The 19,410-nt window shown below is 68.3% G+C and carries 19 protein-coding genes and 1 pseudogene; 10 read left to right on the forward strand and 10 right to left on the reverse strand.

All coding sequences use genetic code 11. From position 1 onward, the window contains the following. Positions 1–244 precede the first annotated feature (244 nt). Positions 245–1,393 carry a branched-chain amino acid ABC transporter substrate-binding protein gene (locus tag LGN10_RS04405; protein ID WP_124657609.1) on the forward strand — a complete coding sequence of 383 codons (1,149 nt, stop codon included), beginning with the start codon at positions 245–247 and terminating at the stop codon, positions 1,391–1,393. A 142-nt stretch (positions 1,394–1,535) separates the two neighbouring features. Here LGN10_RS04405 and LGN10_RS04410 read toward each other — a convergent pair whose 3' ends face one another. Further along, positions 1,536–2,285 (reverse strand): FadR/GntR family transcriptional regulator, encoded by a 750-nt coding sequence (locus tag LGN10_RS04410; protein WP_011544971.1) that lies wholly within the window; start codon positions 2,283–2,285, stop codon positions 1,536–1,538. A 359-nt stretch (positions 2,286–2,644) separates the two neighbouring features. On the opposite strand from LGN10_RS04410, the gene gudD reads away from it, so the two are divergent. Beyond that, positions 2,645–3,997, forward strand: coding sequence for a glucarate dehydratase (gene gudD, locus LGN10_RS04415; protein ID WP_226221974.1), 1,353 nt, complete (start codon positions 2,645–2,647; stop codon positions 3,995–3,997). A gap of 136 nt (positions 3,998–4,133) precedes the next feature. Here the strand turns inward: gudD and LGN10_RS04420 are convergent. The 3 genes and pseudogenes from LGN10_RS04420 to LGN10_RS04430 form a co-directional block, all read right to left on the reverse strand. Continuing rightward, positions 4,134–4,602, reverse strand: a pseudogene (locus tag LGN10_RS04420) (DUF2214 family protein). Between the two features lie 38 nt (positions 4,603–4,640). After that, positions 4,641–5,450, reverse strand: coding sequence for a hypothetical protein (locus tag LGN10_RS04425; RefSeq protein ID WP_226221976.1), 810 nt, complete (start codon positions 5,448–5,450; stop codon positions 4,641–4,643). Between the two features lie 235 nt (positions 5,451–5,685). After that, a complete protein-coding gene (locus LGN10_RS04430) occupies positions 5,686–6,750 on the reverse strand; it encodes a glycosyltransferase family 4 protein (protein WP_034186533.1) in 1,065 nt (354 codons plus the stop codon). A 557-nt stretch (positions 6,751–7,307) separates the two neighbouring features. Here LGN10_RS04430 and LGN10_RS04435 point away from each other — a divergent pair. Beyond that, on the forward strand, positions 7,308–9,143 hold the full coding sequence (locus LGN10_RS04435) for an ABC transporter ATP-binding protein (RefSeq protein ID WP_226221978.1): 1,836 nt from the start codon (positions 7,308–7,310) through the stop codon (positions 9,141–9,143). 78 nt (positions 9,144–9,221) lie between these two features. Here the strand turns inward: LGN10_RS04435 and otsA are convergent, their stop codons facing one another. Both otsA and otsB read right to left on the reverse strand, forming a co-directional pair. Next, positions 9,222–10,607, reverse strand: coding sequence for an alpha,alpha-trehalose-phosphate synthase (UDP-forming) (otsA, locus tag LGN10_RS04440; RefSeq protein WP_059573978.1), 1,386 nt, complete (start codon positions 10,605–10,607; stop codon positions 9,222–9,224). Continuing rightward, positions 10,604–11,356: a trehalose-phosphatase gene (gene otsB / locus LGN10_RS04445; protein WP_059573979.1), complete on the reverse strand. Its 753-nt coding sequence runs from the start codon at positions 11,354–11,356 to the stop codon at positions 10,604–10,606. The genes otsA and otsB overlap by 4 nt, the downstream gene beginning before the upstream one ends. Before the next feature lie 283 nt (positions 11,357–11,639). Between otsB and LGN10_RS04450 the strand changes: the two genes are divergently transcribed. Genes LGN10_RS04450 through LGN10_RS04460 form a run of 3 tightly spaced genes read left to right on the forward strand, consistent with a single transcriptional unit; the run spans position 11,640 to position 13,589 of the window. After that, positions 11,640–12,254 carry an SCO family protein gene (locus tag LGN10_RS04450; protein WP_059573980.1) on the forward strand — a complete coding sequence of 205 codons (615 nt, stop codon included), beginning with the start codon at positions 11,640–11,642 and terminating at the stop codon, positions 12,252–12,254. A gap of 8 nt (positions 12,255–12,262) precedes the next feature. After that, complete coding sequence (locus LGN10_RS04455) at positions 12,263–12,709, forward strand: copper chaperone PCu(A)C (RefSeq protein WP_226221980.1); 447 nt, start codon at positions 12,263–12,265, stop codon at positions 12,707–12,709. Positions 12,710–12,719: 10 nt separating this feature from the next. Next, positions 12,720–13,589 carry a cytochrome c oxidase assembly protein gene (locus LGN10_RS04460; RefSeq protein ID WP_059638305.1) on the forward strand — a complete coding sequence of 290 codons (870 nt, stop codon included), beginning with the start codon at positions 12,720–12,722 and terminating at the stop codon, positions 13,587–13,589. A gap of 15 nt (positions 13,590–13,604) precedes the next feature. On the opposite strand, the gene LGN10_RS04465 is transcribed toward LGN10_RS04460, so the two are convergent. Together LGN10_RS04465 and LGN10_RS04470 are read right to left on the reverse strand one after the other, a co-directional pair. Then, the gene (locus LGN10_RS04465; RefSeq protein ID WP_059638303.1) at positions 13,605–14,096 is read right to left on the reverse strand and encodes a GNAT family N-acetyltransferase; all 492 of its coding nucleotides are present in this window, start codon (positions 14,094–14,096) and stop codon (positions 13,605–13,607) included. Between the two features lie 142 nt (positions 14,097–14,238). Continuing rightward, entirely contained in the window at positions 14,239–15,105 is an 867-nt protein-coding gene (locus tag LGN10_RS04470; RefSeq protein ID WP_059638301.1) for a pirin family protein, read from the reverse strand. 110 nt (positions 15,106–15,215) lie between these two features. On the opposite strand from LGN10_RS04470, the gene LGN10_RS04475 reads away from it, so the two are divergent. Together LGN10_RS04475 and LGN10_RS04480 are read left to right on the forward strand one after the other, a co-directional pair. Continuing rightward, a complete protein-coding gene (locus tag LGN10_RS04475) occupies positions 15,216–16,133 on the forward strand; it encodes a LysR family transcriptional regulator (protein ID WP_226221982.1) in 918 nt (305 codons plus the stop codon). Positions 16,134–16,247: 114 nt separating this feature from the next. Continuing rightward, positions 16,248–16,751 carry a GAF domain-containing protein gene (locus tag LGN10_RS04480; protein WP_059573986.1) on the forward strand — a complete coding sequence of 168 codons (504 nt, stop codon included), beginning with the start codon at positions 16,248–16,250 and terminating at the stop codon, positions 16,749–16,751. A 113-nt stretch (positions 16,752–16,864) separates the two neighbouring features. On the opposite strand, the gene map is transcribed toward LGN10_RS04480, so the two are convergent. Further along, positions 16,865–17,671, reverse strand: a complete 807-nt coding sequence (gene map / locus LGN10_RS04485; RefSeq protein WP_059573987.1) for a type I methionyl aminopeptidase — start codon at positions 17,669–17,671, stop codon at positions 16,865–16,867. Then, on the reverse strand, positions 17,671–17,907 hold the full coding sequence (locus LGN10_RS04490) for a ParD-like family protein (protein ID WP_059573988.1): 237 nt from the start codon (positions 17,905–17,907) through the stop codon (positions 17,671–17,673). Before LGN10_RS04490 ends, map begins: the two co-directional genes overlap by 1 nt. Positions 17,908–18,053: 146 nt before the next feature. Here LGN10_RS04490 and LGN10_RS04495 point away from each other — a divergent pair, with 146 nt between their 5' ends. Both LGN10_RS04495 and LGN10_RS04500 read left to right on the forward strand, forming a co-directional pair. Continuing rightward, entirely contained in the window at positions 18,054–18,671 is a 618-nt protein-coding gene (locus LGN10_RS04495; protein WP_099316209.1) for a helix-turn-helix domain-containing protein, read from the forward strand. A 50-nt stretch (positions 18,672–18,721) separates the two neighbouring features. After that, positions 18,722–19,270, forward strand: a complete 549-nt coding sequence (locus LGN10_RS04500; protein ID WP_059638291.1) for a GNAT family N-acetyltransferase — start codon at positions 18,722–18,724, stop codon at positions 19,268–19,270. Positions 19,271–19,410: the final 140 nt, after the last annotated feature.

A 19,410-nucleotide genomic window follows, 5' to 3' on the forward strand; every position in this document is an offset into this window, starting at 1 on the left:
GGAAGCTATGCGCAAATCCGCATCGAATGCGCGGCAAATTTCCAAGACCCGCGCATATCGGCGACCTATATATCGAGGCAATCGGGGCTCTTCGCGGAGCCTGCCGGGAGATGTTTCCGAGGGTCACGATGCCGACCTCCCCGCCCGATTCCGAGAAGCGGTCGAACCGCCCGCCCGTCGCACGCGCCCGGCCCGTCCTGGTGCGCGCGGTATCCACTCGCCGGTGTCGAACAAGAGGAACAACATGAAATTCCGTCATTCCGTGCTGTCGGTGTCCATCGCCTCCGCGCTTGCCCTCCTCTCGCAACAGGCCGCGCAGGCGGCCGACACAACCGACGTGAAGGTCGGCTTCGCCGCGCCGCTCACCGGCGTGAACGCCGGCTACGGCAAGGATCTGCAAAACGGTGTCCAGCTCGCGCTCGACGATGCGGTCGCGCAGAAGGTGCAGATCGCCGGCAAGCCCGCCCGCTTCAATCTCGTCGTGCAGGACGACCAGGCCGATCCGCGCATCGGCGTGCAGGCCGCGCAGGCGCTGGTCGACCAGAACGTGTCGGTCGTGGTCGGCCACTTCAATTCGGGGACGACGATCCCGGCGTCGGTGGTCTACGACAAGGCCGGCATTCCGGTCATCGACCCGGCCGCGACCAACCCGACGCTCACGTCGCGCGGGCTCGCGAACATGTTCATGGTGATCGCGACCGACGGCCAGAATGCCGGCAACGCGGGCAAGTACGCGGTCGAGGTGACGAAGGCGAAGCGCATTGCGATCATCGACGACCGCACCGCGTTCGGCCAGGGCGAGGCCGACGAATTCGAGAAGGCCGTGAAGGCCGCGGGCGGCAACCTCATCGGCCGCGAGTTCACCAACAACCAGGCGGTCGATTTCCGCGCGCAGATCACGAGCCTGAAGGCCAAGAATCCCGACCTGATCTTCTTCGGCGGCCTCGATTCGCTCGCCGCGAACTTCATCAAGCAGATGCGCCAGCTCGGGCTGAATGCACAGTTCGTCGGCGGCGGCGGCGTGAAGGACAACGAGTTCATCAAGATCGCGGGCCCGGCCGCCGAAGGCGCGATGGCATGGGAATACGGCCGTCCGCTCGACGAGCTGCCGCAGGGCAAGGATTTCGAGGCACGCTTCAAGAAGCGCTTCGGCGTCGACGTGCTGTCGTATGCGCAGTTCGGCTACGACGCGGCGTGGGCGGCGATCAAGGCGATGCAGGCGGCCAACTCGACCGACCCGAAGGCCTATCGCCCGGCGCTCAAGAAAATCGACTTCGAAGGCGTGACCGGCCGCATCTCGTTCGCGAACGACGGCTCGCTGAAGAGCGGGATGTCGACGCTGTACCAGGTGAAGAATGGCGCGTGGAAGACGATCGTGACGAAGGGAGGCTGATCGGCGACGGAGGCGGCCGGCGGCGGAAACGCCGCCTCGCCGCTGAGACCGGCGCCGCCCGCACCGATCTCGTATGACGACTGATGTTGAAGCGATTCGAGGCAGGCCCGCCGCCGCGCGGCCCCCACGCCCCAGCCAGCGGTCAGCCGGCCTCGGCCTCCGCCGCCTCGTGCGCGCGGCGCAGCCGCTCGCGACTGTTCGTGAGGTGCGTGCGCATCGCGGCGCGGGCCGCTTCCGGGTCGTGGCGCGCGATCGCCTCGTAGATGTCCTCGTGCTCGTGGTTCAGCCGGCCCACGTAACGCTCGAGGTCGTCGCCGGCAAAGCGCGCCGAGTTCACGCGCGTGCGCGGGATGATCGACGTGCCGAGCTGCGTCATGATGTCGACGAAATAGCGGTTGCCGGTGGATTGCGCGATCTGCAGGTGGAACTGGAAGTCGAGCTGCGCGGTGTCGCGGCCGCCGCCCGCGCCCGTCGCGATCGCGTCGAGCGCGCGTCGCAGCGCGGCGAGGTCGGCATCGTTCGCGCGCTGCGCGGCCAGGCTCGCGCACTCGCTTTCGAGGCTGATGCGCAGCTCCAGCACCGCGAGCACGTCGCGCAGCGTCGTGATCGTCGCGGGATCGATGCCGAGCGTCTGGCGGCGCGACGGCTCCAGCACGAAGCTGCCGATGCCGTGGCGCGTCTCGACGAGGCCGCTCGCCTGCATCCGCGAGATCGCCTCGCGCACGACCGTGCGGCTCACGCCCTGCGCCGCCATGACTTCGGTTTCGGTCGGCAGCTTGTCGCCGGGACGCAGCGTGCCGTTTTCGATCTGCGCGGTCAGCGCGTCGACGACATCTTGTGCGAGGCTGCGTGCGCGACGGCGCGGCGCTGCGGGAAGCGTAGGCACGGACATGTGGCCGGTTCCTTTTTGAATGATCGTAATGTGAGCCGAGGGTTTACGCGGGGTTTGAGCGAAAGCCGATGATTCATTATACTGCGTCACAAGTCATCCGACGACTGATGATCGGCGCACGGATCTCCTGTCGACTCAGGTCGGCCGTTCAGCACCGCCCCGGTCCCGTGCCTGACAATCGGGCCGCGTTCGCGTTTCGCGCGCCGCCGGCCCGGTTGCCGCTTTCACCCCGTTTCGGGTTGCGTCGACATGCGGGCCTTGCGCGCCGCGCACATCGGTTGTCGAATGATCGCACCTCCCGCCGCGCGCGGCAAAGCTTTTGCCGCACGGCATCGCCCACTCTCTCGCCATCGCCGCCCATGAACGCCGTCACTGCCTCGCCCTCCCCCGACACGCCGCGCATCGTCGACCTGCAAGCGATTCCGGTCGCCGGCCACGACAGCATGCTGCTCAACCTGAGCGGCGCGCACGGCCCGTTCTTCACCCGCAACCTCGTGATCCTGAAGGACAGCGCGGGTCGCACGGGCGTCGGCGAAGTGCCGGGCGGCGAAAGCATCCGCCGCACGCTCGACGACGCGCGCGCGCTCGTCGTCGGCCAGCCGGTCGGCAACTATCATGCGGTGCTCAACGACGTGCGGCGCACCTTCGCCGACCGCGACGCGAGCGGCCGCGGGCTGCAGACCTTCGACCTGCGCACGACGATCCACGCAGTCACCGCGCTCGAGGCCGCGCTGCTCGACCTGCTCGGTCAGCATCTCGGCGTGCCGGTCGCCGCGCTGCTCGGCGAAGGCCAGCAGCGCGAGCGTGTCGAGATGCTCGGCTACCTGTTCTACATCGGCGATCGCACGAAGACGGCGCTGCCCTATCGCGACGGCCGCGGCGCGACCGACGACTGGACACGCGTGCGCGACGAAGCCGCGCTGACGCCCGAAGCCGTCGTGCGGCTCGCCGAAGCCGCGCATGCGCGCTACGGCTTCAACGACTTCAAGCTGAAGGGCGGCGTATTCGAAGGGGCAAGCGAGATCGAGGCCGTGACGGCGCTCGCCGAGCGCTTCCCCGACGCGCGCGTGACGCTCGATCCGAACGGCGCATGGTCGCTCGAGGAGGCCGTGCGGCTGTGCCGCGACCAGCATCACGTGCTCGCGTACGCGGAAGATCCCTGCGGCGCGGAGAACGGTTACTCGGGCCGCGAGGTGATGGCCGAATTCCGCCGCGCGACGGGGCTGCCGACGGCGACCAACATGATCGCGACCGACTGGCGGCAGATGGGCCATGCGGTGCAGCTGCACGCCGTCGACATCCCGCTCGCCGATCCGCACTTCTGGACGATGCAGGGCTCGGTGCGGGTCGCGCAGATGTGCCGCGACTGGGGCCTCACGTGGGGTTCGCATTCGAACAACCACTTCGACGTGTCGCTCGCGATGTTCACGCACGTCGCGGCCGCGGCGCCGGGCCAGGTCACCGCGATCGATACGCACTGGATCTGGCAGGACGGCGAACGGCTGACGCGCGAGCCGCTGAAGATCGAGAACGGTCTGGTGGACGTGCCGAAGCGGCCGGGGCTCGGCATCGACATCGACATGGATGCGGTCGCGCTCGCGCACGAGCTGTACAAGCAGCACGGCCTCGGCGCCCGCGACGACGCGGCGGCGATGCAGTATCTGATTCCGGGCTGGACGTTCAACAACAAGCGCCCGTGCCTCGTGCGCTGAGCACGGACCGACCGGGCGGCAACGTCGCCCGGTCACGCCCGGGCGGCCGCCTCTAGCCGGGGATCACTGACCGGGCGTCCCTGACCGGGCGTCCCTGACCGGACGTCCCTAGCCGGCCGCGCCTAGCCGGCCGCGCCTAGCCGGCCGCGCCAATCCCCCGCGCCATCCCCGACGCGGCGAACACGATGACGATCACCAGCACCGCCTGCCAGTGGCCGATCCGCACATAGGTGCGCGCACGGCCGATATCGGGCATCTGCTGCCGCCGCGCGGCGACACGCCAGCGGATCAGCCCCAGCATCGGCACGACCTCGAGCAGCAGGATCAGCACGAGCGCGGTCATCTTCAGGTGAAAGAGCGGTTCGTGCAGGTAGTACGCGGTCCCTTTTTCGAAACCGCCGAACGCACGCGCGAGGCCCGTCGCGATCAGGACGAGCGCGGACAGCCCCCCCCCAGAGCGCATCCGCCTTGAACACGCCGGGCAAATCGGCCGCCTGCGCCGACGCGACGAGCCGGCGCAACGCGCGGTTACGCGCCGCGATCGCGGCAAACGCGACGCCGAACGCACTCAGGTGGATGGCAGCCAGCAACCAACGGACGATCATCGCGCCTCCTTGTCGCCCGCGTCCGTGCGCGGGCCGTGTCAGACGATTTGCTTGAGCGCCGCGTCGAGCGCGAGCACCGCGACGCGGTCGCCTTCGGTCGCGAGCGGCGTGCGCATCACGATCTGCCGGTTGTGGCCGACAGCCGCCGGCGAATCCCACAGCAGCTCCACCTTCGGTCGATTGAACAGGCTGCCGCGACGCGGCGGCACGACCGCCGGCTGCGCGCCTTGCTCGCCCTGTTCGCCCGCGGCGGGCGCCGCGCGGCCGGGCCAGCGCACCGACAGTTCGCGCGCGTCGTACTGGCCGACCTTGCGGCTTTCCATCCAGACGATCGCGGTGCGCGTCAGCATGTCGAGCGAGATCGCATACCGGCCGACCGCGAAGCGGCGCGCGGCCACGTTGGTCCGCCACAGCGGCCGCGGCCGGCAGATCCACACGATCGCCGCGTACAGCGCCGGCGCGGCGACGAGCCAGCCGTTGGTGGCCGTCACCGCGTGCAGCGCGCGGCGCCAGCCGGCCGCCCACGTGAAGGCGCCGATCGACCACACCGCGAACAGGAAACCGATCAGCGCGAACGCGCGCAGCGCCTGGCGCAGCCACTGCGGCAGCGGATGGAACGGCCGCTCGGCCCGTGCGGCGGCACCCGGCAGCGCGAGCAGCAGGAAGATCAGGATGAGGTAGATGAATGCCCACGGCGACGACACCATCGCCGACAGCGACGAGCGATAGCCCATCTGGGACATCGAGAACAGCCAGCGCGCGAGCAGCACGAGACCGATCGCGCGCAACGCGAAGATCACACCGGCGCCGGGGGCCGGCGCTGCGCGCGTGGTTTTCGTTCTCGCCAAAACTGCTCTCCTCTGGATATTCGTACCGGGCCGGATTTCACGGCACGGCCATTATAGGGACATTACCGTCTGGACAGACGGCCGGATGGCGTGCCGGGCCGCTTCGAAGGCGGTTCGCGCCGCCGGGCGCGGCGAGAATACAACACATCCGCGCCGCGGATGTGACGACGCCCCGCCGGAAGACCCGGACGGGGCGTCGTACGGTCGCGCGCCGCCATGCGGCGGCGGCCCGCAATCAGCTCGCGTTGACTTCGCGGAGCACCGTGCGGCGCTTCTGGCGCAGCAGTTCCTCGTAGCCCTTCACGTAGTTCTGCGCCATCACCTTCGACGAGAAACGGGCTTCGAACGCGGCGCGAACCTTCTCGCGCGGCAGCGTATCGAGGCGCTTGAGCGCGGCGACGGCCGACAGTTCGTCTTCGACGACGAAGCCCGACACGCCGTTGTCGATCACTTCCGGCACCGAGCCGCGCTTGAACGCGATCACCGGCGTGCCGCAAGCCATTGCCTCGATCATCACCAGGCCGAACGGCTCCGGCCAGTCGATCGGGAACAGCAGCGCGTGCGCGTTGCCGAGGAATTCGGTCTTTTCGGCTTCGCTGATTTCACCGATGTACTCGACGTGCGGCAGCGCGAACAGCGGCTTGATCTTCTCTTCGTAGTACGCGCGGTCGGCCTTGTCGAGCTTCGCGGCGATCTTGATCGGCAGGCCGGCCTGCTCGGCGATGCGGATCGCGGTGTCGACGCGCTTTTCCGGCGAGATGCGGCCGAGGAACGCGAGGTAGCTCGGCTTCACGTTCGGGATCGGCGTCAGCAGGTTTTCCGGCAGGCCGTGATACACGGTCGACAGCCAGTTCGCCTGCGGCAGCGGGATGCGCTGGTTGTCGGAGATCGACACGACCGGCACGTCGCTGAATGCGTTGAAGATCGGCTGCAGCTCCGGCAGGTCGAGACGGCCGTGCATCGTCGTCAGATGCGGGACCGGCTGGCGCGAGAACAGCGAGAACGGGTAGTAGTCGATGTGGCAGTGCAGGACATCGAACTCTTCCGCGCGGCGGCGCACCTGCTCGAGGAGCAGCATGTGCGGGGCCATCACGTCGCGGATGGTCGGGTCGAGGCGCAGCGCCTGCGGCCAGCACGCTTCGAGCTTCGCGGAGGTCTGCGAATCGCCGCTCGCGAAGAGCGTGACGTCATGCCCCATCTCGACGAGTGCTTCGGTGAGGTAGGACACCACTCGCTCGGTACCGCCGTACAGTTTCGGGGGCACCGCTTCATGCAACGGAGCGATTTGGGCGATTCGCATGCGTAACTCCTAAAAAATCGGCAAAAAACCAGGTATGGGTCGGCAACCTGCCGGGGGCCGGGATGCATGTCGTCCGAAAGCCGGACGAATCAGCCTGCCGGGGCGTCGAACCCGCGCTGCTCAAGGAGCGTCGTCGACGCGACAGGCATAGAACGTTTGAAACGAAGACCCGTTGACAGGGGTTCGTAAAAAACCTGGAATCGAACCCGGAGCCGATTATCTAGGGTTAATCCCGATACGGCGCACGACATTTCAAACTCTTTACTTTGTTACAAAGGCGCAACACTTTGCAACCCGCGGACTCGGGCGTCCGTTCTAGAGTGGAAGGCCGTTTTGGCGATCCTCGTTAACCCGCAGCTGCCGGCAGCGTGATTCCGGCACACGCGGCAGGACGGGATGCCGGATTTTATCTCAAAATCGAACGCGAGCCCCTGGCCAAGGCAAGATTCGCGCAGCGCGACGCGCGGCCTTGTTTACAATGCCGGATTATTCAGTCCGAGCGCGCCGGCCTGCGATCCAGCCGCCACGCTCAATCACCGAATCACCGCACGCATATTTTGGAATCTCTCACCCCTGCCCAGCGCAACGCCCACAACGCGAAGCTGTCGAGCTACGCGCATCGGCCGATCGCGTTCCTGTTCCGCTACATCCGCCTCCATCCGGTCGCCCACCTGGTGGTGCTCTGCAGCGTGCTGGCCGCCGTCGGCTGCGCGCTCGGCTCCCAATATGCGATCAAGCACCTGATCGACGTGCTGGCGACCGGGCGGCATCATCCCGGCCCGCTGTGGAGCGCGTTCGCGCTGCTCGTCGGCCTGATCGCGGCCGACAACCTGCTGTGGCGCGTCGGCGGCTGGGTCGCCGCGCACACGTTCGTCGCGGTCACCGGCGACCTGCGGCGCGACCTGTTCCAGTACCTGATCGGCCATTCGCCGACGTATTACTCGGAGAAGCAGCCGGGCACGCTCGCCAGCCGCATCACGGCCACGTCGAACGCGGTCTACACGTCGGAGAACACGATGGCGTGGAACGTGCTGCCGCCGTGCATCGCGGTGATGGGCGCGATCCTGATGATCATCGTCGTCAATCCGCTGATGGCGGCCGGCCTGCTCGGCTGTTCGGCCGTGCTGTCCGTCATCCTGTTCAAGCTGGCCGGCCGCGGCTCGGCGCGCCATCACGCGTTCGCGGCGAAGGCCGCGGCGGTCGACGGCGAGCTCGTCGACGTGATCGGCAACATGGGCCTCGTGCGCGCGTTCGGGATGACGCTGCGCGAACAGAAGCGCTTCAGCGCGACGGTCAAGGCGGAGATGGATGCGCGCCAGCAAAGCCTGCTCTATCTCGAAAAGCTGCGCCTGCTGCACGCGGTGATCACCGCGATGCTGTCCGCCGGCCTGCTCGGCTGGGCGCTGTGGCTGTGGGACCAGGGCCGCGCGACGTCGGGCGACATCGTGCTCGTCAGCTCGCTCGGCTTCACGATCCTGCACGGCACGCGCGACCTCGCGGTCGCGCTCGTCGACGTCACGCAGCACGTCGCACGCCTGTCCGAAGCGGTGAAGACGCTGCTCGAACCGCACGGGATGCCGGACCGTTCCGACGCGCAACCGCTGTCGGCCACGGGCGGCCGCGTCGACTTCGAGCGCGTGACGTTCGCGTACCCGCACCGCCGCGCGATCCTCGACCATTTCGACCTCCATATCGAGCCGGGCCAGCGCGTCAGCCTGATCGGCAAGTCGGGCGCCGGCAAGTCGACCGTGCTGGCGCTCCTGCAGCGCTTCTACGACACGCAGGACGGTGTCGTGAAGATCGACGGCCAGGACGTGAAGGGCATCACGCAGGACAGCCTGCGCCATGCGATCGCGCTGGTGCCGCAGGACATCTCGCTGCTGCACCGGACGATCTACGACAACATCGCGTACGGCCGCCCCGACGCGACCCGCGAGGAAGTGCTCGCCGCGGCGCGCGACGCGCGCTGCGCGGAATTCATCGAGGCGATGCCGGAAGGCTATGACACGATCGTCGGCGACCGCGGCGTCAAGCTGTCGGGCGGCCAGCGCCAGCGCATCGCGATCGCGCGCGCGATCCTGAAGGATGCGCCGATCCTGCTGCTCGACGAAGCGACGTCGGCGCTCGACAGCGCGTCCGAGGAAGCGATCCAGAGCGCGCTCGACCGCCTGATGGTCGGCCGCACGGTGATCGCGATCGCGCACCGCCTGTCGACGCTGCGCAACTTCGACCGCATCATCGTGATGAGCAACGGCAAGGTGATCGACGACGGCCCGCCCGACGTGCTGCGCAACCGTCCCGGCCTGTACCGCGACCTGCTCGCGAAGCAGCACGGCCGCCATCACGCGGCGCCCGCCGACGGCAACACGCCCACCGGCGAACGCGTGGCCTGACGCGCCGGCATACCGCCGACGAAAAAGCCGCCTTGCTTGCGCACGGCGGCTTTTTCTATTGCAGCGGGTGCAATCCGGTCAGACCTGCTGCAAATCGCGCAGGAAATTGTCCCGCCACACCGACACGTTGTTCTCGCGAAGCTGCGCGATCATGTCCGCGTAGCGCGCACGCCGCTCGGCGAGCGGCATCGTCAATGCCTGCGACAGCGCATCGGCCATCCCGTCGATATCGATCGGATTGACGATCAGCGCGCCGGTAAGCTCGCGTGCGGCGCCCGCGAAGCGCGACAGCACCAGCACGCCCGGATCGTCCGGATTCTGCGCGGACACGTACTCCTTCGCGACGAGGTTCATCCCGTCGCGCAGCGGCGTCACGAAGCCCACGCGCGCGAGCCGGTACAGCGCGGCCAGCAGCTGGCGGTCGTACTGGCGGTGAATGTAGAGGATCGGCGCCCAGTCGAGTTCCGCGTAGCGCCCGTTGATGCGCCCCGATTCCGCCTCGAGCTGCAGGCGGATGTCCTGGTATGCGCGCAGGTCCGCGCGCGTCGACGGCGCGATCTGCAGGAACGACACGCGGTTGCGGATCGACGCCTGGTGCTCGAGCAGCTTCTCGAAGGCCCGGAAGCGTTCGACGAGCCCCTTCGAATAATCGAGCCGGTCGACGCTCATGATCAGTTGCCGCCCGCGTAGCGACGTCGCGAGCGTACGCACCGCCTTGCCGTTTTCGCCCGCCTGCGCGAGCGACGCGATCTCGTCCGGATACACGCCGATCGGATAGGCGGCCGCGCGCAGCGTCTGGCCGAACGCATGCACGCTTACCGTATTCCCGTCGCGCTCGACGTCGCCGCCCGCCTCGAACTCGACGTAGTCGCAGAACGCGCGCAGGTCGGGCTCGGTCTGGAAGCCGAGCAGATCGAACGCGCACAGCGACTCGACGAGCTCGCGGTGCGGCGGCACGTTGACGAGCACCTGCGCGGCCGGAAACGGGATGTGCAGGAAGAAGCCGATGCGGTTCTTCACGCCGGCGTCGCGCAGCGCGCGCGCGAACGGAATCAGGTGATAGTCGTGCACCCAGATCACGTCGTCGTCCTGCAGCAGCGGCACGAGCTGCTGCGCGAGCCACACGTTGACGCGGCGGTAGCCGTCGAATTCGTGGCGATCGTACTGGATCAGGTCCGCGCGGTAATGGAACGCGGGCCACAGCGTCGCGTTCGAGAAACCGCGGTAATACTGGTCGTAATCGCGGCGCGACAGCCCGACGGTCGCGAACGTCACGGGCCCGCGCTCCTCGATGCGGATCTGCGGCTGCGGCGCGCCGGACGCGACCACGTCGCCGCTCCAGCCGAACCACATGCCGCCGGTTTCCTTCAGCGCGTCGTAGACGCCGATCGCGAGGCCGCCCGCCGCCGGTTCGCCTTCCGAGATCGGCGCGACGCGGTTTGAAACGATGATGAGCCGGCTCATGCGTGCGGCTGCCCCGCGCCGAGCCAGCGTGCGATCTGCTCATGCAGGGCATCGACCGAATCGAGCCGCATGCGCGCGGACGTCTCGCCCGCGCCGACCTTGATCGACAGGCCGCCGCGCGCATTGACCACCGCGAAGCCCTTCTCGTCGGTCAGGTCGTCGCCCGCGAACAGCGGCACGCGGCCCGCAAACGGCGGCTCGTCGAGGAACGCGGCCAGCGCGCGGCCCTTGTCGACGCCCTTCGGCTTGATCTCGAACACCATCTTGCCCGGTTGCAGCACGTACGCATCCGCATAGTCGGCGACGAGGCGCTCGGCCGCCTCGCGCGCCACCGCCTCGCGCTCGGGCGCATTGCGAAAGTGCAGCGCGACGGCCGCGCCCTTGATTTCGAGCAACATGCCCGGATGGCGGTCGACCACGTCGGCAAGCTCGCGCTCGATGCGCAGCAGGCGTTCGTCGTTGAAGCCGATGCGCTGCGTGTCGCCGTTCGCATCGCGGCGCTCCGCGCCGTGCAGGCCGGCGATCGGCAGGTCGGGCATCTTCAGGAACGTGTCGAGGTTGTCGATGCCGCGCCCGGACACGATCGCGACCGCGCCGTGCGAGCGGCGCGACAATTCGTCGAGCAGCGTCAGCAGCGACGGCGGAACGCGAATGCTGTCGGGCGTCGGCGCCAGCTCGACGAGCGTGCCGTCGAAGTCGAAGAAGAACGCGGTATCGGTCAGGGACAGGGAAGCCGGAACGGATTGCATCGATTCGATAGTCTGAGGGCCGGCCGGCACACGCCGGCCGCCACTGCGCGAATGGAGTTGTGCGCATCTTACCGCGCCTGCGCCCCCCAGATGGGCGAAACCGGGGCAGCGCGAACCTCGCGCCGCCCCACCGCGTCAACTGCGACATATTGCCCCGCTGGCCGGCACCGTACCGGTTTCAAAAGGACGCAGGCGCGCGAATTGCGCTACAGTCGCAACCGCCTGCCGCGCGACGCATGGCATCGCGCCGGCCGGTCACCCATTTCGCCCGATCGAGCCCAGGATGCCGTCTCGCCTCTCCCGCCTCATCCGCAGGTCCGCGGCCCTCGCTGCCGCCGTGGCGCTCGCCGCGTGCACGCGCGACGAGCCGCGCTGGAACCTGACCAACGTCACCGGCCACCTGCCCGACCTGTCGTTCAGGCTGACCGGCGGCGACGGCCGTCCCGTCGACGCCGATGCGTTCCGCGGCCGGGTCGCGCTCGTCTACTTCGGCTACACGCACTGCCCCGATGTCTGCCCCGAAACCTTGGCGCGGCTGATGGACGTGCTCGCGAAGCTCGGCCCCCGGGCGGACAACGTGCGCATCCTGTTCGTATCGGTCGATCCCGCGCGCGATACGCCGCAGGCGATGCAGTCCTATGTCGCCGCGTTCGACCCCGCGCATGCGCGCGGGCTGACCGGCACCGACGGCCAGATCGAGTCGCTCGCCAAGCGCTATCGCGTCGCGTACCAGATGGAAAAACGCGATCCGTCCGGCGGCTACGAAGTCACGCACAGCTCGGCCGTCTACATCTTCGACGCGACCGGCCGCGCACGCCTGCTCGCGACCGATCGCGATTCGCCCGACGCCATCGCCGCCGATGTGCGCCGGATCATCGACACCGCCTCCACGACCTGAACCGCGCCATGAACACGAAAACGACACTCAAGACGCTCGCCCTCCTCGCCGCGCTGTGCGCCGGCGCCCACGCATATGCCTCCGGCGCGATCAGCGCGCAGAACGCGTGGGTGCGCTGGCTGCCGAACAAGCTGCCCGCCGGCGGCTACGTGACGCTCGTGAACACCGGCGACAAGCCGATCGACCTCGTCAACGTCGACAGCCCCGACTACGGGATGGCGATGCTGCACCAGACGGTATCGAACGGCTCGACGCAGAAGATGGAAATGGTCGACAAGCTGACCATCCCCGCGCGCGGCAAGGTCGACATCGCGCCGGGCGGCTATCACTTCATGCTCGAGGAGCCAAAGCACGCGATCAAACCGGGCGACACCGTGCACCTGCGCCTGAAATTCTCCGACGGCGAAACGGTCGATGCGCCGTTCGCCGTGAAATCGCCGGCCAAGGCGAAGTGATGCGCGCGCGATGAACCTCCTGTACTGGCTCGATCCGTGGGAACCGTCGCCGACCGTGGTCATCGCGGTGCTCACGGCCGCCGTGCTGTTCGCGCGCGGCGTGAAGAAGGCGAAGGTGTCGCCGCTGCGGCAGTTCTCGTTCTGGTTCGGGCTGACGGCGCTCTACATCGCGCTGCATACGCGGCTCGACTATTTCTTCGAGCACGAATTCTTCCTGCACCGCGCGCAGCACCTCGTGCTGCATCACCTCGGGCCGTTCTTCATCGCGCTGTCCTATCCGGGCGCGGCGATCCGGGCGGGCATTCCGTTCCGCTGGCGGCAGCGCTTCGTGCGTCCCGCGCTTGCGTGGGCGCCGGTACGGGCGACGCTCGACGTGGTGTTCCATCCGGTCGTCGCGGTCGTGCTGTTCGTCGGGCTGATCTATTTCTGGCTGCTGTCGCCGATCCACTTCATCGCGATGCTCGACTGGCGCCTGTATCGCGTGATGAACTGGAGCATGGTGATCGACGGGCTGCTGTTCTGGTGGCTCGTCGTCGATCCGCGTCCCGCGCCGCCCGCGCGGCTGTCGCCGGGCCGCCGGATCCTGATCGTCGTCGCGGCGATCCCGCCTCAGATCGCGCTCGGCGCGCTGATCTTCTTCACGCCGCACGAGCTGTATCCGATCTACTCGATCTGCGGCCGCGCGTTCACGTGGCTGAGCCCGATGCGCGACCAGCAGATCGGCGGCCTGCTGCTGTGGATTCCCGGCTCGATGATGAGCGTGATCGGCGCGCTGATCGCGCTGCGGCACTGGCTGCGGCTGTCCGCGCGCGGGCGCCTGATCGGCGAACGGGCCGCGCAGCCTGCGGACGAGCCGCCGGTCGCACGCGCCGCGCACTGACCGCCGCGGCGCGCGTCACGCGCGCGCGCTGCGCATCCACACGTGCGGAATGCCGTCCTCGTCGTGCACGTCCGAACTCGGCGTGAAGCCGAATGCCCCGTAGAAACGCTGCAAGTGGGCCTGCGCATGCAGGCTCACCGGCGTTTCCGGCCACTGCGCACGGATATGCTCGAGCGCGCGCGACAGCAGCCCGTTGCCGAGGCCCGCGCCGCGAAACGCGGCGGTCGTCAGCACGCGGCCGATGCGCACGTCGGTGTGCTGCGCGTCGGGCAGCAGCACGCGCAGATAACCGGCCAGGCGGCCGGCCGGATCGAAGGCCGCCAGATGCCACGCGGCCTGATCCGCATCGTCGATGTCGCGATACACGCAGTTCTGTTCGACGACGAAGACGGCGCTGCGCGCTTCGAGGATCGAATAGATTTCGCGCGCCGTCAGCGCGTCGAAGGGTTTCCAGCGCCAGTCGAGATCGGCGGTGCTCGGAAGTGCGGCGGGTGCGGATGCGTTCATGTGGGGTCCTGATTCGGGCGCGCCGGCCGGCGCGCGGCAACCGTCGATTATGCCCCGAAGCGCGTATCCCGCGCGACTGCCTGCCCGCACGCGAAAAAAAGCCCCGCATCGCGCGGGGCCTGCCCGTCATGCCGTCATGCCGTCATGCCGGCATCCGACCGAAGCGGCCGTTGTTGAAGTCCTCGATCGCGGTGCGAATCTCCGCTTGCGAGTTCATCACGAACGGGCCGTAACCGACGACCGGCTCGTCGATCGGCTCGCCGCTCAGGATCAGCAGCTTCGCGTCGCCGTTCGCCTCGATCTCGACGTCTCGGCCGTCGCGGCCGAGTTGCACGAACTGCGCTTCGCGCGCCACCGTCTCGCCGTTCACCTGCACGGTGCCGCTCAGCACGACTACCGCGAGCGTCCGCCCTTCGGCGATCGGGAACCGCGCGTGGCCGCCCGCCACGAGCCGCACGTCCCACACGTCGATCGGCGTATGCGTGCGGGCCGGGCCGCGCCGCCCGTCGAGTTCGCCGGCGATGATCCGCGCCCGCCCGGCGCCTTCCGGCAGCTCGACCACCGGGATATCGGCGTTCAGCAGCGTCTGGTAGCCCGGCGCGCCCATCTTGTCCGCGGCGGGCAGGTTCACCCACAGCTGCACCATCTCGAGCGGGCCGCCCCGCTTCGTGAACGCCTCCGAGTGGAATTCCTCGTGCAGGATCCCGCTCGCGGCCGTCATCCACTGCACGTCGCCCGGGCCGATCGTGCCGCCCGCGCCGGTCGAGTCGCGGTGCGCGACTTCGCCGTCGTAGACGATCGTCACCGTTTCGAAGCCGCGGTGCGGGTGCTGGCCGACCCCGCGCGGCGCCGAAGCCGGCTCGAAGTTCGCGGGCCCGGCGTAGTCGAGCAGCAGGAACGGGCTCAGATGCGCGCCGTGAGACTGGTAGCTGAACATCGAACGCACCGGGAAACCGTCGCCGACCCAATGGCCGCGCGGCGCACTGTAGACACCCTGGATCTTCTTCATTGCCCTTCTCCATATTGCGGCGAAACCCGTGTTTCGCATCTTGAATAACAATATAGAGATGGAACGATCCATCCGGTAGACTGCCGAAATCGCACTCAGCGTTCCATTTCATGAACGATAAAGCGCGGGATCTCAACGATCTCTACTACTTCGTGCAGGTCGTCGAACACGGCGGCTTCGCGCCGGCCGGACGCGCGCTGGACATGCCGAAATCGAAGCTGAGCCGCCGCATCGCGCTGCTCGAGGCGCGGCTCGGCATGCGGCTGATCCAGCGTTCGACGCGCCGCTTCACGGTCACCGACGTCGGCCAGACCTATTACGCGCATTGCCGCGCGATGCTCGTCGAGGCCGACGCCGCCGACGAGGCGATCGCGCTGCTGCACGAGGAGCCGCGCGGCATCGTGCGCGTCAGTTGCCCGATCGTGCTGCTCGATTCGCTGGTCGGCACGATGATCGCCGCGTTCATGGCCGCCTGCCCGCGCGTCGAGATCCATCTCGAAGCGACCAACCGGCGCGTCGACGTGGTCGGCGAAGGGATCGACGTCGCGATCCGCGTGCGTCCGCCGCCGCTCGAGGACAGCGATCTCGCGCTGCGCGTGCTCGCCGAGCGCGGCCAGTGTCTCGTCGCGAGCCCCGCGCTGCTGCGCGAGCACGGCGTGCCGGCCGTTCCCGCCGATCTCGCGCGCCTGCCGAGCCTCGATCACGGCGTGCCGCAGTCCACCCACGTGTGGCGGCTGCGCAGGCCCGACGGCGCGCAGGCGGAAATCCATCACCAGCCGCGCCTCGTCACGGGCGGCATGCTCGCGCTGCGCGCGGCGGCCGTCGCAGGCGTCGGCATCGTGCAGCTGCCGACGATGATGGTGCGCGACGAAGTCGCACGCGGCGAACTGACGACCGTCCTGCCCGACTGGGCGCCGCGCCGCGAGATCGTGCACGCGGTGTTCGCATCGCGTCGCGGGCTGCTGCCCGCGGTCCGAGCGCTGCTCGACTTTCTGGCGGAGCGGTTCGCCGAGCTCGAACCCGACTGAGCGCACCGCGTCCCACCACATCGTGCGCTGCAGACCGCCCGCGCGTGCCGTAGACTGCGGTACGCGCAGTGCGCCGTCAGTGCGCCTTTTGACAACCCCTATCGCTTTCCCGCCATGTTCACGCTGTCCAACGACCCCACCGCCTCCAAGGCCGATCAATACGCGACGCTCGTCGAGCAGGCCCGCGCGCTCGTCGAATCCGAACGCGACCTGACCGCCAATGCGGCGAATTTCTCCGCGCTTGTCTATCACTCGCTCGATCGCCTGAACTGGGCCGGCTTCTACTTCTTCGACGGCACCGAGCTCGTGGTCGGGCCGTTCCAGGGCAAGCCCGCGTGCGTGCGAATCGCCCTCGGCAAGGGCGTGTGCGGCACGGCCGCGCAAACCCGCGAGACGCAGGTCGTGCGCGACGTGCACGACTTCCCCGGCCATATCGCGTGCGATGCGGCGTCGGAATCGGAAATCGTCGTGCCGCTGGTGGCGGGCGACGGTACGCTGATCGGCGTATGGGATGTCGACAGCCCGGTCGCCGCGCGCTTCGACGACGAAGACCGCAAAGGAATGGAAGCGCTGTGCCGCGTGTTCGTCGAACACGCGTGGCGGAAGGCGCGCGGTTGACCGTCGCTGCGCGGCGGCGCCGGCCGCCGCGAACGACACGGGCCCCGCGAAGGGGCCCGTTTCATTGCAACGCCGCGCCGCCGGATGCGGCGCGCTGGCCGCATCAGGCCGCGTCAGGCTGCGTGCGCGCCGGAAGACGCGGCGAACGCCTGCGGCGTCGCATCCTCGGTCAGCACCTCGAAGCCCGTTTCCGTCACCACGACCATGTGCTCCCACTGCGCGGACAGCGAATGGTCCTTCGTGACGACCGTCCAGCCGTCGGCCAGCACGCGCGTATCGCGCTTGCCCGCGTTGAGCATCGGCTCGATCGTGAAGATCATCCCCGGCCGCAGCGGTACGCCGGTGCCCGGGCGGCCGTAGTGCAGCACCTGCGGCTCGTCGTGATAGACGTCGCCGATGCCGTGCCCGCAATACTCGCGCACCACGCTGAACCCTTCGCGATGTGCGACCTGCTGGATCGCGTAGCCGACGTCGCCAAGCGTCGCGCCCGGACGCACCGCGCGGATGCCGGCATGCATCGCCTCGTAGGTCGCCGCAACGAGCCGCCGCGCGAGTTCGTTCGGTTCGCCGACGAAATACATGCGGCTCGTGTCGCCGAACCAGCCGTCCTTGATCACCGCGATGTCGAGGTTCACGATGTCGCCGTCGCGCATCGGCCGCGACGTCGGAATGCCATGACAGACCACGTGGTTCACCGACGTGCACAGCGTCTTCGGATAGCCGTGGTAGCCGATGTTCGCGGGGATCGCGCCCAGCTCGTCGACGATGTACTCGCGACAGCGCGCGTCCAGCTCGTCGGTGGTGACGCCCGGCTTCACATGCTCGGTGATCATCGTCAGCACCTGCGACGCGAGCTTCGCGGCTTCGCGCGATTTCGCGATTTCCGCGGCGCCGCGGATCGGGATTTCTCGCTTCGCCATTACGCCACCTGCTCGATGTGATGCGCGACCGGTTCCGCCGCCCTCGCGTCGCCGCCCCGCGCCTCGGCTTCGATCAACATCTTGCAGATGTCGCCGTAGGACAGCGCCGGGTTGAGTTCCGCCAGCATCCCGACGCGCAGCCAGTGTTCGGCCTGCGCGTTGATCGACCGGCTCAGCGCCGTGCTCGTCGAGCGCAGCCGTTCATGCATGTGCTCGGAAATCTTGATGATGCCCATATATCCCCAATTAAACGAAACGTAGCTGTTTCGTATATTACGCCGCACGCGACGCCCGGGCAAGCCATTCGACTCCCGCCTCGCTCGACGAGCCGCGGCGAATGCCGTTGACATCGAATTCCAGTTTGCTGGAAAATCAATCCATCATGCAAGAATCTGCGATCACCGCAGCCGACGATACCGGCATCAACGAACGCATTGCCCGGCGCGTGCGCGATCTGCGCACCGTTCGAGGCTACACGCTCGACGCGCTGGCCGCGCGCTCCGGCGTCAGCCGTTCGATGATCTCGCTCATCGAACGCGCATCGGCCAGCCCGACCGCCGTCGTGCTCGACAAGCTCGCGGCCGGCCTCGGCGTATCGCTGGCCGGGCTGTTCGGCGGCGACCGGAACGATGCGCCCGCCCAGCCGCTCGCACGGCGCGCGCAGCAGGTCGAATGGCGCGATCCGGCGTCCGGCTATGTGCGGCGCAACCTGTCGCCGGCCGGCTGGCCGTCGCCGATCCAGCTCGTCGAGGTCGATTTCCCGCCCGGCGCGCGCGTCGCGTACGACAGCGGCGGGCGCGAAAGCGCGCTGCATCAGCAGGTGTGGATCATCAGCGGCCGCGTCGACGTCACGTTCGGCGACACGCTTCACGAACTTCACGAAGGCGACTGTCTGGCCATGCGGCTCGACCAGCCGCTGATCTTCAGCAATCCGTCGTCGCATGCCGCGCGCTATGTCGTCGCGATCTGCGATGCATCCGCCGCCGTGCGGAGCGCATGATGCGTGCATCACGTGCGCAAGCGGTTTAAAGCCAACAGGAAGGAACCCGCATGAATTCCCCGACACCGCGCGACGACGTGCGCCTGATCGATTGCAGCGAGGCCGACCACGCGGCGGCCATCCTCGAGATCCTGAACGACGCGATCCTGAACTCGACCGCGCTGTACGACTACCGGCCGCGCCCGCCGGAAGCGATGGTCGCGTGGTTCGCGACGAAGCGCGCGGGCGGCTTTCCGGTCATCGGCGCCGTCGACGCGGCGGGCACGCTGCTCGGCTTCGCGAGCTGGGGCACGTTCCGCGCATTTCCGGCGTTCAAGTACACGGTTGAACACAGCGTCTACGTGCGCCATGACCAGCGCGGTCGCGGGCTCGGCGAACTGCTGCTGCGCGAAGTGGTCCGGCGTGCACGCGAAGCGCAGGTGCACGTGCTGGTGGGCTGCATCGACGCGGCCAATGCCGGCAGCATCGCACTGCATACGAAGCTGGGGTTCGTGCACGCAGGCACGATCGCGGAAGCGGGATTCAAGTTCGGCCGCTGGCTCGATGCGGCGTTCTATCAGTTGAAGCTCGAGACACCGGCACAGCCGGTGGACGGGTGATCTCGCCTCGCGTGGCGGCCGTCGCACCCACCGCGACGCGGCAAAGGAAGTGCCCCGCGGGACTTTTCTCGTCCGTAAATGACAAGTCTTCGCGGAGTCACCGACGGCCCGAAACGAAAATAACTTCGACAATCCTCCGC

Origin of the sequence: Burkholderia sp. AU32262, from assembly GCF_020419985.1 — a bacterium.
GTDB classification, from domain to species: domain Bacteria; phylum Pseudomonadota; class Gammaproteobacteria; order Burkholderiales; family Burkholderiaceae; genus Burkholderia; species Burkholderia semiarida.